The sequence below is a fragment of the Idiomarina sp. ST10R2A5 genome (genome assembly GCF_051842325.1).
Classification (GTDB): Bacteria; Pseudomonadota; Gammaproteobacteria; order Enterobacterales; family Alteromonadaceae; genus Idiomarina; species Idiomarina abyssalis.
In genome coordinates this window covers 38,910-51,802 of the sequence record NZ_JBNIEX010000011.1, presented here as the reverse complement: position 1 = coordinate 51,802, position 12,893 = coordinate 38,910, and the positions used below count along the sequence as shown (strand labels likewise).

Here is a 12,893-nt window from a genome sequence, read left to right as displayed (position 1 = left end):
ACAATTAAATGAAGGACAGGGCATCGCCGTAAAGATTCTCTAACGGCACGCCTTTAGCCACAAAGTCGTCGCGGATAACGCGCACCATCTCAAAACGTCCAGCCATATAGACCTCACAGTCCGGCAAGTTTTTCTGTCTCGCCATAACCGCATGATGTACTAAGCCAATTGAATAAGACCAGTCGTTATCCGCGTCTTCGACCACCGGATGATAATCGAAATGTTCGTACTGGCTTGCTAAGCGTTCCAATTCGTCATGCAAATACAGGTCGCTTAGGCTTTTTGCTCCCCAATAAAGGCTTAGTGATCGCTCTGGTGACAAGCGTAAATGCTGCTGCAAAATGGAGTAAGCATAAGAAAACCCTGTACCACCGGCAATTAAAACCGCAGGCTGGGTACTTTCCTGACGATAAAAGGCGCTACCATCCGGCGCATCAATCTCTAGTTCCCCGTCGGCGCGCACTTTATCCAAAACTTCCATTGCGTAGCTGTTATCCGGCGTAGCGCCAACATGAAGTAACCACTCACTTTTATCTGAAGGACATGAAGCAATGCTAAACGGCCGTTTGTCTCTTTCACCCATGACTACCATCAGATATTGGCCTGCTTTAAATTCAACCGGTTGCGGCAGTTGCAAACGCACTTCCCAAACAGCGTCCGCTAACTGGCGCGAAATTTCGGCTTTACAGGTCATTTGTTGACTCATTCACGACTCCATAATGTTCAGTTCGTCCCACAGCTCGTCGACACGCTGTTTAACATCTTCACTCATGACAATAGGCTCGCCCCATTCGCGGTCAGTTTCGCCTGGCCACTTATTGGTTGCATCCATTCCCATTTTTGATCCAAGACCAGACACCGGAGAGGCAAAGTCAAGGTAATCAATTGGCGTGTTCTCAACCAAGGTAGTGTCGCGTGCCGGATCCATTCGGGTCGTCATGGCCCAAATCACATCCTTCCAGTCTCGCGCATTCACATCGTCGTCGCACACAATCACAAACTTGGTGTACATAAACTGACGAAGGAACGACCAGACCCCCATCATCACGCGCTTGGCGTGGCCCGGGTACTGCTTTTTCATAGTGACTACGGCTAAACGGTACGAACAGCCTTCCGGTGGTAAATAAAAATCGACAATTTCCGGAAACTGTTTTTGCAGCAACGGAATAAAAACTTCATTTAAAGCAACGCCCAGCACCGCAGGTTCGTCCGGTGGACGTCCGGTATAAGTGCTGTGGTAAATTGGGTCTTTACGATGAGTTACGTGAGTCACGGTGAATACCGGGAACTCATCCACTTCGTTGTAATACCCGGTATGGTCGCCATAAGGCCCTTCCGGCGCCATTTCGCCCGGCTCGATGTAACCTTCAAGAATGATTTCTGCATGCGCCGGTACTTGTAGTTCATTGCTGATGCATTGCGTCACTTCGGTTTTGCTGTCGCGCAGCAGCCCGGCAAAAGCATATTCAGACAAGCTGTCCGGCACCGGTGTTACTGCACCTAAAATGGTCGCAGGATCAGCACCTAAGGCTACCGACACAGGGAATTTTTCACCCGGATGCTGCTGACACCACTCCTGGAAATCCAACGCGCCACCGCGGTGCGACAACCAACGCATAATGAGCTTATTCGGCCCTAAAAGTTGCTGGCGATAAATGCCTAAGTTCTGACGTTCTTTATGCGGACCTCGAGTTACCGTAAGACCCCAGGTCACTAAAGGGGCAACATCGCCCGGCCAACAATGCTGAATCGGCAACTTGGTTAAGTCAACGTCATCGCCACTCATGACCACTTGCTGACACGGCGCCTTTTTAATGCTTTTTGGCGACATACTCAGCACTTTTTTATACTTGGGCAGTAAATTCAGTGCGTCACGAAAGCCTTTAGGTGGCTCCGGCTCTTTTAAAAACGCCAGCAACTTACCGACATCCCGTAAAGCGGTCACCGATTCCTGCCCCATACCTAAAGCCACCCGCTCTGGCGTACCAAACAGGTTAGCTAATACCGGCATATCGTGGCCTTTCACGTTTTCAAACAATAAGGCAGGGCCTTCGGCTTTTAAGGTGCGGTCTGATATTTCGGTAATTTCTAGGTAGGGGTCGATTTCTTGTTGGATGCGTTTAAGTTCACCGCGCTCCTCCAGGAGCGCGATGAAATCGCGCAAATCTTGATATTTCATACGCCGCTTAGCTGTTGCGTTGACGTTTCATCGACTCGAAGAATTCGTCATTGGTTTTGGTCATCTGCAGACGGTCAATCAAGAACTCCATGGCCTCAACTTCACCCATTGGATGCATGATTTTGCGCAGGATCCACATTTTCTGCAGCTCGTCCGGAGTCGTTAACAACTCTTCACGACGTGTACCTGAACGATTGAAGTCAATTGCCGGGAACACACGACGTTCAGCCAACTTACGATTCAAGTGCAGCTCCATGTTACCGGTACCTTTAAACTCTTCGTAGATGACTTCGTCCATCTTCGAACCGGTATCAATTAGAGCAGTTGCGATAATGGTTAAGCTACCACCTTCTTCAACATTACGAGCAGCGCCGAAGAAACGCTTCGGCTTATGCAATGCGTTAGCGTCCACACCACCGGTTAACACTTTACCGGAACTTGGAATAACGGTGTTATAAGCACGGGCTAAACGAGTAATTGAATCCAGCAGAATCACCACGTCTTTTTTGTGCTCAACCAGGCGTTTCGCTTTTTCGATAACCATTTCAGCTACCTGAACGTGACGGCTGGCAGGCTCATCAAAGGTTGAAGCAACCACTTCACCATGCACCAGGCGGTGCATTTCGGTAACTTCTTCCGGACGCTCATCAATCAATAGAACGATCAGTTCAGCATCCGGGTGGTTTGCCGCGATAGAAGTCGCAATATTCTGCAATAGTAAGGTTTTACCCGCTTTTGGCGGCGCGACAATAAGTCCGCGCTGACCTTTACCGATAGGAGCAGATAAGTCCAGTACCCGTGCAGTGATATCTTCTTTACTGCCGTTACCACGCTCTAGATGAAAACGCTCTTCCGCGTGCAGCGGTGTTAAGTTTTCAAATAAGATTTTATTGCGGGAGTTTTCAGGCTTGTCGAAGTTAACTTCGCGAATTTTCAGCAGGGCAAAATAACGTTCACTGTCTTTCGGTGGGCGAATTTTCCCGCCGATAGTGTCACCCGTGCGCAGGTTAAAGCGACGAATCTGGCTTGGTGAGACGTAAATATCGTCCGGACCAGCCAGGTAAGACGAGTCGGCTGAACGCAAGAAGCCGAAGCCATCCTGCAGAATTTCCAGCACACCGCCACCGTGAATGTCTTCACCACTTTTAGCATGAGCTTTTAAAATAGCGAAAATGATGTCTTGCTTGCGCAAGCGGGCCATATTCTCAAGGCCCATTGAGTCCGCGAGCTGAACCAGCTCGTTTACGGGTTTGTCTTTAAGTTCTGTTAGATTCATAGGAGGGTTTTCGAGTTATCGATTGAACACAAAGCCTTTTTTAATTTGACTCTAGAAAGTAAAACAATTGGAACTTTCGGAATTCGCGAAGTGCGAAACCAGAAACAGAAGTTTCATTTTAAAACAGGCTAACCGGTGGAGTTGGTGAACCCGTATGAACAGTTAATGAGCAGAAGTTATCACCAAAAAAGCAATCCGTCCAGTTTTCTCAACAAAAACGGCGCATAACGCGCCGCTTTTTGACAATCATTAAATATGCTGCTCAAGGAACTCGGTTAACTGAGCACGTGATAATGCGCCCACTTTGGTTCCAACAACTTCACCGCCTTTAAACAACAATAACGTTGGAATGCCACGAATGTTGTACTTAGGTGGTGTTTGTTCATTATGGTCGACATTCAGCTTGCCGATAACCAATTTGTCAGCGTATTCGCTGGCAATGTCATCAAGAATAGGCGCTACCATTTTACATGGTCCACACCACTCAGCCCAAAAGTCGACTAATACGGGTTTATCGGAATTAATGACATCAGCATCAAAACTGTCATCACTTAGCTGAACTATTGCGTCACTCATGGTACTCTCCGCTACTTTCTTCGCGTGGAAATATTAGAATAGTATTATTTCTGTTTTTGAATACAAGCGCAAACTGATATGCTTATAACTTATGACTAAAACACATCTTACAGAAACTCGCTTTGCTGATTTGGCGCTTCACCCCAAAATCCAGCAAGCAATATCCAGTGCCGGATTCGAGTATTGTACTCCAATTCAGGCGTTAAGTCTGCCTGTTGCTCTCTCTGAGCGTGATGTTGCCGGCCAAGCCCAGACAGGTACAGGAAAGACCTTGGCATTTCTGCTGGCTACTTTCAACCGCTTAATGCAGAACGAATCGTCCGAAAAAACAGAATCGGGGCCACGTGCACTCATTATGGCTCCTACTCGCGAACTGGCTATTCAGATAGCGCACGACGCCGATGCTCTTATTGAGCACTGTGAATTAAAAATGGGCGTTATCTATGGCGGCGAAGGTTACGAAGGCCAAAAAGAGCAGCTAGCTTCACAACCCGACATACTGGTTGGTACCACAGGGCGGCTTATCGATTTTTATAAGCAAGGTCTGTTCAGTCTCAACGACATTGAGGTTGTGGTTCTGGATGAAGCTGATCGCATGTTTGACCTTGGCTTTATCGATGACATTCGTTATTTGTTGCAGAAAATGCCGGAACCGACCAAGCGCTTAAATCTTCTGTTTTCGGCGACATTGTCTTATCGCGTGCAGGAGCTTGCCTACGAGCACATGAACGCACCAACTAAGCTTGAGGTCGAACCGTCACAGAAAACCGCGACACGGGTAACCGAAGAGTTGTTCTATCCTTCGAAGCCGGAAAAATTCCCGTTATTACTCACGCTTATTGAAGAAGACTGGCCAGATAAAGCTATTGTTTTCGCAAATACCAAGCATGGTTGTGAGAAAGTACACGGCTGGCTGGTTGCGAATGAACACCGCGCAGGTCTGCTCACCGGCGATGTCCCGCAGAAAAAACGCTTACGCATTCTGGAAGACTTTGCCGAAGGTAAACTCGACTTTTTAGTCGCAACCGATGTTGCGGCACGTGGTCTGCATATTCCCGAAGTGACGCATGTGTATAACTTCGACCTGCCTGACGACTGCGAAGACTATGTACACCGTATAGGCCGTACCGGACGTGCCGGAGCCAGTGGTGCAGCTATCAGCCTGGCGTGCGAAGAGTACGTCTACAACTTACCGGCTATTGAAGACTATATTGGTCACACCATTCCGGTAACCAAATACGACCCTGACGCTTTACTGTCAGACTTAAGACGCCCTCGTCCTGTACAGCGTCGCCGTCGCCACAACTCCGGCGGCGGAGGCAAGGGTAAGCCTCGTGGTCGTCGCTCAGGACCACCGCGCAACGCGTCGTAATATGCCTGCAAAAAAGCGTAAACTCGCTGCCATCGACATGGGATCCAACAGTTTTCATTTGTTGATGGCAGAAGTTTCCATGACCGGGTTCTTCCCTAAACCCCGTATTTTGGCCCGCCATAAGCAAAAGGTTCGTTTAGCTGACGGACTCGATGAGAATGACAGCATAGACGACCCGGCTATTTCACGCGGTGCACATTGCCTGAATTTGTTTGCGAAAGAGCTTGAACGTTTTCAGCCACATGCCGTTAAAGCAGTGGCGACTGCTGCTTTGCGTAAAGCCAGTAATCAAGCACAGCTTCTTGCTAAATTTGAAGCTGTGCTGGGCTCTCCCATTGAAATCATTACCGGTGAACGCGAAGCCGAATTGATCTATGCCGGCGTTTGCAGTGCTTCTCAATGCAAAGACAAGGTCCTTGTCATTGATATTGGCGGCGCCAGCACGGAAATTATTGCAGGCAACGGCTCCCGGGCCAATATTCTCAACAGTCTCGATATGGGCTGTGTGGTTTTTCAAAACCGCTTCTTTAAACAGGGGCGCATTGACAGCGAAAGCATTGAGCAAGCATCAAAAACCGCCGAGCAGTTACTTGTTCCTTATGTTGATGCTTACCAAAAGCATGGCTGGTTAAGAGTATTGGGAGCGTCAGGTACTTTTCGTGCAATCAGTGAAATTGCGACAGCAGAAGGCCTGCAGGTACTAAGCCGGGATTGGTTAGGTCAACTGATTCAGCGCTGTATTGAACAGGGACAAGTGGAACGCCTTAATTTTGCCGGCTTAAGGGATGACCGTCGGGCTGTTCTAGTTGGTGGAATCACCATACTGTTTGCCGTGCTAAAAACACTCAATGTCGATAAATTTGAGGTTACTACAGGCGCACTGCGCGAGGGGCTACTCGCACAGCTTGCCAATGAAATCACAGCTTAACGTTTCTTCTCAGCTAAGTGTTGTGCAACCGTTTTTGCAAAATAAGTGAGAATGCCGTCGGCGCCTGCACGCTTAAAGCTTAACAGACTCTCTTCGATAACATCCTGACCTAACCAACCGTTAGTAATGGCAGCCTGTAGCATGGCGTATTCGCCGCTCACCTGGTAAGCGAAAGTTGGTACCCCGAAGTTGTCTTTAACCCGGCGCACGATATCCAAATAAGGCATACCCGGTTTTACCATAACCATGTCAGCGCCTTCCTGAATATCCAATGCTATTTCCTGTAGGGCTTCATCTGAGTTTGCAGGGTCCATCTGATAGGTCTTTTTATTGCCACCCTTCAGGTTACCTGCAGAGCCGACAGCATCGCGGAACGGACCGTAGAACGCACTGGCATATTTAGCCGAGTACGCCATAATTTGTGTATTAATTAAGCCTTCAGACTCCAGCGCGTTTCGAATAGCACCAATGCGGCCGTCCATCATATCAGACGGCGCCACAACGTCAGCACCGGCGCGCGCATGAGACAAGGCCTGCTTGACTAAAATATCGGTGGTAATATCGTTCTGTACATAGCCGCTGTCATCGATAATGCCGTCCTGACCATGAGTCGTGAACGGATCCAGAGCAACGTCGGTCATAACACCCAATTCAGGAAACTGCGCTTTTATCGCTTTAACCGCGCGCTGGGCTAATCCGTTATCGTCATAAGCAGCCTCTGCCATTTCCGACTTTGCCAATGTCTGCGTAACGGGGAATAATGCGACCATAGGAACACCCAGGCCGACCAGCTCTGCACATTCCTGAAGCAGCAAGTCGATACTGACGCGTTCAACACCAGGCATGGAGCTGACTTGTTCGCGCTGATTGTCACCTTCCAGTACAAACATCGGATAAATGAGATCATCAACACTTAACTGATTTTCCGCCACAAGACGCCGGCTAAAGTCATGGCGGCGTAAGCGTCGCAGTCGTCTGCCCGGAAAAGCACCCTGGTTTATCATCTTTGACTCCTAATTAGTTACTGCACCGCAACTCGGTCGCGGCCGTCATGTTTCGCGGCGTACAATGCGTCATCTGCGGCTTTAAAGAGTTCATCAACGTTATCAAAAATACGTGCACTGGTGGAGATAACGCCAACACTCAAGGTAATTTTAAGCAAGCCGGCATTGGTTTCAAACTCAGTTTCACGAACTTGCTCAAGCAATTGCTTTGCAAAAATCTCAGCTTCCTGTAAGTCGGTTTCAGGAAGAATGATGGCAAACTCTTCGCCACCGTAACGGCACACAATATCAGCAGCACGCTTTGCATGTTTCTGCATTAAACTTGCCAGCTGCTGCAAGATTTGGTCACCTGCCAAATGCCCATGGGTGTCATTAACGGGCTTAAAGTGATCAACGTCAATCATTAATAACGCCAGTGGCAACTCACGGCGTAACGTTCGTCTTAGTTCTCTATCAAGATGCTGCTGAAAGTAACGGCGATTATAAAGCCCTGTTAATGGGTCTTCAGTGTTCTTTTGCTCCAGCTCGGTATTTACATCCTGCAATTCTCTTAAAGCGACTTGCAGCTCGAATGTACGTTCATCGACGCTTTCTGCAAGCTCACGGTTATAGCGTTTCTCGGCCAGCAGCCGCTCTTTGCGTTGTTCGCTATAACGTACAGCCAGCACCCAGGACAGCAGCAGGATCTCAATACCGGAGCCTATCATAATGGCATGGCGTTGAATGAACATGCTGTCAATAACGCCAAGGTATCCCAACGAGTTAGCAACAACCGAGACCAGTAAACTGCACCAGGCCAGCGTGAAAATACGGGCGTAGACAAAGCCTTTACGCCACATGTAAGCGCCGACAAGTAACAGGAATAGACAGCCCGGCACTGCCAGACTCAGCAGCACGTGGATGCTGATTCGATAACTGGCAAAAATTGCAATTAACAGACTGATAGCTGACAGAAACGCCATAACCATCAGCCCCCGGCCCCATGTGTACCGATAACGCTTAAGTTCAAGCAGCTGATAAGCAAATAAGGCAGCCGTTAAAAAGGTTAAACTCCCGAATATGGGAATCCCTTTATCTTGCAAATACAGGGAATTAGGCCAAAGATAATGGAAACCCAGACCCTCCAGCGACAACATAAGGCCGGCAAAAAATAAGGTATAAAGTGAATAAACGCCGAACTCTGGTTCCCGTGAAGCGATAAAACCAAACAAGTTGTAAACCGCCATACAAAGCAAAACGCCAAAGTAAACACCTTCAGCTATTCGTCGGTTCATTTGCGTTTCAAAGAAACCAATTTCAGTTCGCACTGCGATAGGCAGACGCATAGAGCTTTGAGTATTGGTTTTTATGTAAATCTCACCGTTGGTATTTTCAGGTAATGGAACCGCAAACTCTGAAGTGGGTATCGGCCTCTCACCAAAAGGCACCGTGTCACCCATCTGGTAAGTTCTTACTCCTTCAGGCTGAATGATATAAATGGTCAGCTCGTCGAGTAACGGGTAGGCAATGTGCAGAATTCGGTCGTAAGGTTTATTTTCAAGTTGAAAACGAAACCAATATTCGTCACTGGTATAACCAAAGGATGCCCGATCAGTCTCCAGTTTTGACCATTGGCTGGCTGACAAATTTCGGACTGTTTCCAGGTCGAGTTTTTGCTCGCTGTGAGTATATTCAATGGCAAGTTCCGACTGGCTTGTCGGTAACAGTTGCGCCTGAGCTGCGGGCACCAGTAGGACCAGCAGAACGAAAGCTGCCACTAACCACTTCAACACATTCAGCGAGAATGCTTTAGTCACTTTGTTCTCCCGGCCCAAAAAAACGCTCAGTGTTTGCGTAGGTTAACTCTGCTAACTTTTGCGTTGATATCTGCAGATGCTTTGCCAGCGTTTCACCGATAACAGGTAACAATGCAGGCTCGTTCATTTTAGGACGCGGTTTAATACCTCTGGGCAATAAAAACGGCGCATCCGTTTCTAAAACCAATCTGTCGAGTGGCAAATTCGGCAGCGCCGCTACCAACTCCTGATTACGCCGGTCATCACACAGCCAACCGGTAATACCAAACCAGTGACCGCGCTTGGCATAGCGTTTCAGTTCATCGGCACCGCCTGTAAAGCAATGCGTTAAACATAAGGTGTTATCAGCACAGTATTGGTTAAGCAGCTCAATTTGTCGGTCAATGGCGTCACGTTCATGCAAATAAAGCGGTAGGTTGAGCTCATTAGCCAGTTCAATTTGCGCAACAAATACAGCTTCCTGCTCGGGCCTGGGAGAATAGTTGCGATTAAAATCGAGTCCGCACTCTCCTATAGCAACGACGCCAGGGTGCTGGGCTAACTCTTTTAACTTTTGTTTGTAGTCCGTAGGCGCTTCACCGGCATCATGAGGGTGAATACCTACAGTCATCACCAATTGCTCAGGAAACTGCTGACACAATTTAATGGCCTGTTCAGCCTCATCAATAGAGGTTGATATGATCAGTTGCTTCCGCACCTCTGCTTGCTGAGCCCTCAGCATGACGCCATCCAGGTCCTTCAACAGTCGTTTATTGGTTAGGTTTACGCCCGCATCAAACCACATCGTCCTCTTCCTTCTTACCCGGCGTATACCAACGGCTGACTTGTAAGCCCAACTCGAACAACATCCACATGGGTATTGCCAGCAAAGTTTGAGAAATAACATCCGGAGGTGTTAACAACATTCCGATAGCGAAGGCACCAACAATAATATAAGGCCGTTTTTTCGCCAGCGACTCCCGACTGCAGGTTCCCGTCCAAATAAGCAGCATAATGGCAACTGGCGTTTCAAACGCAATACCAAACGCGACGAAGATAGCTAAAACAAAGTCGAGGTAACGGGATATGTCTGTGGCTACTGTGACACCCTCCGGTGCTGCGCCGGTAAAAAACGCCATAGCAACAGGTAAAACCACAAAGTAAGCAAAAGCAATGCCAGCATAGAAAAGTAACGTGCTGGTGGCCAAAAGCGGAATCACTAAGCGCTTCTCGCGTCCATACAAGCCCGGCGCAATAAACCCCCAAACTTGCCATAATAAATAAGGAACCGCCAGCGCCAGGGCTACCACCAGAGTTAATTTAAAGGGCGTGAAAAAAGGGGCGGCGACGTCTGTGGCTATCATTTGCGTGCCGAGCGGCATATTACTGAGCAAAGGTTGTGCAACAAAGTGGTAAATGTCATTGGCAAAGTAAGCCAGTGAAGCAAACACCAACAAAATTACCAGTATAGAGCGCAGTAACCGGTTTCTCAGTTCAAGTAAGTGGTCTAATAAAGGCGAGTCACTCATTCCGCACCTTTATCCGTGTCCGTTTTTGGCTTGTTGTCAGTTTCCGGCTTGTCTTTTGAATAAGGTCGCTGAACATCGGCTGCCGCGTTCCTTAGCTCAACCAGTGAGCGCTGAAGCTCCGGGCTTAAATTTTCCAGGTCCTGACTTTCAGCTTGTTTCAAATGCTCGTGCAACTCTTTTATGCGCAGCTCATTATCGAGCTCACTTTGCACTTTTTGGGAGTATTGCCTGATACCAGATAAGGTTCTCTGAAAGCCGCGAATAGCTGACGGCAGGCGCTCGGGACCGAGCACCAACAAGCCGACTATCGCTATAAGCAATAACTCCCAAAAACCAATATCGAACATCTACGACTTCCCGGTTTTATCCGAATCTGACTTGTCGTCATGCTCTTCTTTGTGTTGCAGCGAGTCATCGTCTTTATCTTTGTCATCCGCTTCATCGCCCATGGACTTTTTAAAGCCCTTTACCGCATTTCCCAGGTCGGAACCCAGATTGCGAAGACGCTTGGTGCCGAACAGCAAGACAACAATGACTAACAGTATGAGGAGCTGCCAAGGTGATATACCCATTTTATTTCCTATCGTTTACGTTAAATAAGTTCACTATTTGTCGTTTTAGGCCGGGTACGCCAGGCCATAATTCCCAGAATAACAGTGACGACTCCGGAACCAATAGTAACCTCAGATAACTCGGACTGGTTCCAAAGTAATGTCGTACAAATTAAACCGCTACCGGTTAATACCGTCCAGAACAGAGAGGTTGAAGCCTGCTTCTGAGTTAAAAGCTGTTGCCTGCGCAGCTGCCGTTCTCGTTCATCAATATTGTGTTGCTGGCGTAAGTTTTCATACAGCATCATTGGCATTTCAGGCAATTTCTCAGCCCAGTACGGCGCGTTCTCTTTCACCGAACGGACAACAGCACGCCAGCCCAGTTGCTCATTCATCCAACGCTCGAGGAATGGTTTAGCGGTTTTCCATAAGTCCAGTTCCGGGTATAGCTGGCGACCCAAACCTTCAATGTACAATAAGGTTTTTTGCAGTAAAACCAGCTGCGGCTGCACTTCCATCTCAAAACGTCGCGCCGTATTAAATAAGTTGATCAGCACGTGTCCGAAGGATATTTCCGCCAGTGGCTTCTCAAAAATAGGCTCACAAACCGTTCTTATGGCAGACTCAAACTCTTCAATATTGGTGTGCTTGGGTACCCAGCCTGAGTCAACATGAAGCTCCGCAACTTTGCGGTAATCACGGTTAAAAAAGGCCAGAAAGTTTTCGGCTAAATAGCGCTTATCGTCGCGGTTAAGGGTTCCGACAATACCGAAATCAATACCGATATAACGCGGGTTTCTGGGGTCATCTTTCGCCACAAAAATATTACCCGGGTGCATGTCAGCATGAAAAAAGCTGTCGCGGAATACCTGGGTGAAAAAGACTTCAACGCCCCGTTCAGCGAGCTTTTTCATATCGACACCACGAGCTTGCAGGGTCGCAATATCGCTTACCGGAATACCGTCAATGCGCTCCATAACCATCACGTTATGGCGACTGTAGTCACTGTAAACCACCGGAATATAAAGCATGTCTGAGTTTTCAAAGTTGCGCTTTAACTGTATTGCATTACCTGCTTCGCGCATTAAGTCCAGCTCATCGAGCAAGGTTTTCCGATATTCTTTAACCACCTCTTTCGGCTTTAAGCGCCGCCCATCCGGTAAATGGTTTGCAGCTACCGATGCCAGAGTTTCCATTAGCTCCAAATCGGCATTAATAGTCTCGCGGATATCCGGACGAATAACCTTTATAACAATATCCGTTAACTCGCCGTCTCTTTTCTTCAGTTTACCGGTATGCACCTGAGCAATTGACGCCGACGCCAAAGGGGTTGTGTCAAAATCAGCAAAGCAGTCACTAATACTCTGTAAACCTAAGGACTTTTCGATAATACGCTGCGCTGCATGACCATCGAAAGGAGGGACTTTGTCCTGCAGACGTGCCAGTTCAATCGCAATATCAGGCGGTAATAGATCGCGGCGGGTAGATAGCATTTGACCAAACTTAACCCACACCGGACCAAGCTCTTCAAGCGCCAGCCTTAACCGCACACCCGCAGGCTTGTCTTTGTGCTTATTGGGTAACCAAAACAACGCATGACGTCCTAGACGAATGGTCCAGGGCAACCAGCGTGCGGGGATAAGATCATCTAACCCATAGCTCAGTAGTGTTTTGGTAATTTTATAAAAGCGACGCGTCCGCAT

General features: G+C 48.1%; 13 protein-coding genes. 2 read left to right on the top strand and 11 right to left on the bottom strand.

The window, feature by feature from the left end:
• Positions 1 to 4: 4 nt before the first annotated feature.
• The 4 genes from fre to trxA all read right to left on the bottom strand — a co-directional run bounded on the left by fre (position 5) and on the right by trxA (position 4,031).
• Positions 5 to 706: an NAD(P)H-flavin reductase gene (fre, locus tag ACP7FG_RS12060; protein WP_439226517.1), complete on the bottom strand. Its 702-nt coding sequence runs from the start codon at positions 704 to 706 to the stop codon at positions 5 to 7.
• Positions 707 to 2,179 (bottom strand): 4-hydroxy-3-polyprenylbenzoate decarboxylase, encoded by a 1,473-nt coding sequence (gene ubiD / locus ACP7FG_RS12055; protein ID WP_439226516.1) that lies wholly within the window; start codon positions 2,177 to 2,179, stop codon positions 707 to 709. It lies immediately after the preceding gene.
• A gap of 7 nt (positions 2,180 to 2,186) precedes the next feature.
• Positions 2,187 to 3,455, bottom strand: a complete 1,269-nt coding sequence (rho, locus tag ACP7FG_RS12050; protein WP_011235587.1) for a transcription termination factor Rho — start codon at positions 3,453 to 3,455, stop codon at positions 2,187 to 2,189.
• Between the two features lie 249 nt (positions 3,456 to 3,704).
• Positions 3,705 to 4,031, bottom strand: coding sequence for a thioredoxin TrxA (gene trxA, locus ACP7FG_RS12045; RefSeq protein WP_054490132.1), 327 nt, complete (start codon positions 4,029 to 4,031; stop codon positions 3,705 to 3,707).
• Between the two features lie 91 nt (positions 4,032 to 4,122).
• Here trxA and rhlB point away from each other — a divergent pair, with 91 nt between their 5' ends.
• Together rhlB and ACP7FG_RS12035 are read left to right on the top strand one after the other, a co-directional pair.
• The gene (gene rhlB, locus ACP7FG_RS12040; RefSeq protein ID WP_439226514.1) at positions 4,123 to 5,403 is read left to right on the top strand and encodes an ATP-dependent RNA helicase RhlB; all 1,281 of its coding nucleotides are present in this window, start codon (positions 4,123 to 4,125) and stop codon (positions 5,401 to 5,403) included.
• Positions 5,366 to 6,331: a Ppx/GppA phosphatase family protein gene (locus ACP7FG_RS12035; protein ID WP_439226513.1), complete on the top strand. Its 966-nt coding sequence runs from the start codon at positions 5,366 to 5,368 to the stop codon at positions 6,329 to 6,331. Before rhlB ends, ACP7FG_RS12035 begins: the two co-directional genes overlap by 38 nt.
• Here the strand turns inward: ACP7FG_RS12035 and hemB are convergent.
• From hemB to ubiB, 7 genes are read right to left on the bottom strand one after another with little or no spacing between them, the layout of a single operon-like run.
• Positions 6,328 to 7,335 (bottom strand): porphobilinogen synthase, encoded by a 1,008-nt coding sequence (hemB, locus tag ACP7FG_RS12030; protein WP_439226512.1) that lies wholly within the window; start codon positions 7,333 to 7,335, stop codon positions 6,328 to 6,330. The genes ACP7FG_RS12035 and hemB overlap by 4 nt on opposite strands.
• Positions 7,336 to 7,352: 17 nt before the next feature.
• Positions 7,353 to 9,131: a sensor domain-containing diguanylate cyclase gene (locus ACP7FG_RS12025; RefSeq protein WP_439226511.1), complete on the bottom strand. Its 1,779-nt coding sequence runs from the start codon at positions 9,129 to 9,131 to the stop codon at positions 7,353 to 7,355.
• Positions 9,124 to 9,915 carry a TatD family hydrolase gene (locus ACP7FG_RS12020; protein ID WP_439226510.1) on the bottom strand — a complete coding sequence of 264 codons (792 nt, stop codon included), beginning with the start codon at positions 9,913 to 9,915 and terminating at the stop codon, positions 9,124 to 9,126. Before ACP7FG_RS12020 ends, ACP7FG_RS12025 begins: the two co-directional genes overlap by 8 nt.
• Positions 9,905 to 10,639: a twin-arginine translocase subunit TatC gene (gene tatC / locus ACP7FG_RS12015; protein WP_054490121.1), complete on the bottom strand. Its 735-nt coding sequence runs from the start codon at positions 10,637 to 10,639 to the stop codon at positions 9,905 to 9,907. Before tatC ends, ACP7FG_RS12020 begins: the two co-directional genes overlap by 11 nt.
• Complete coding sequence (tatB, locus tag ACP7FG_RS12010) at positions 10,636 to 10,986, bottom strand: Sec-independent protein translocase protein TatB (protein ID WP_054490119.1); 351 nt, start codon at positions 10,984 to 10,986, stop codon at positions 10,636 to 10,638. Before tatB ends, tatC begins: the two co-directional genes overlap by 4 nt.
• The gene (gene tatA, locus ACP7FG_RS12005) at positions 10,987 to 11,211 is read right to left on the bottom strand and encodes a twin-arginine translocase TatA/TatE family subunit (protein WP_199493794.1); all 225 of its coding nucleotides are present in this window, start codon (positions 11,209 to 11,211) and stop codon (positions 10,987 to 10,989) included.
• A 20-nt stretch (positions 11,212 to 11,231) separates the two neighbouring features.
• Positions 11,232 to 12,893: a ubiquinone biosynthesis regulatory protein kinase UbiB gene (gene ubiB / locus ACP7FG_RS12000; RefSeq protein WP_439226538.1), complete on the bottom strand. Its 1,662-nt coding sequence runs from the start codon at positions 12,891 to 12,893 to the stop codon at positions 11,232 to 11,234.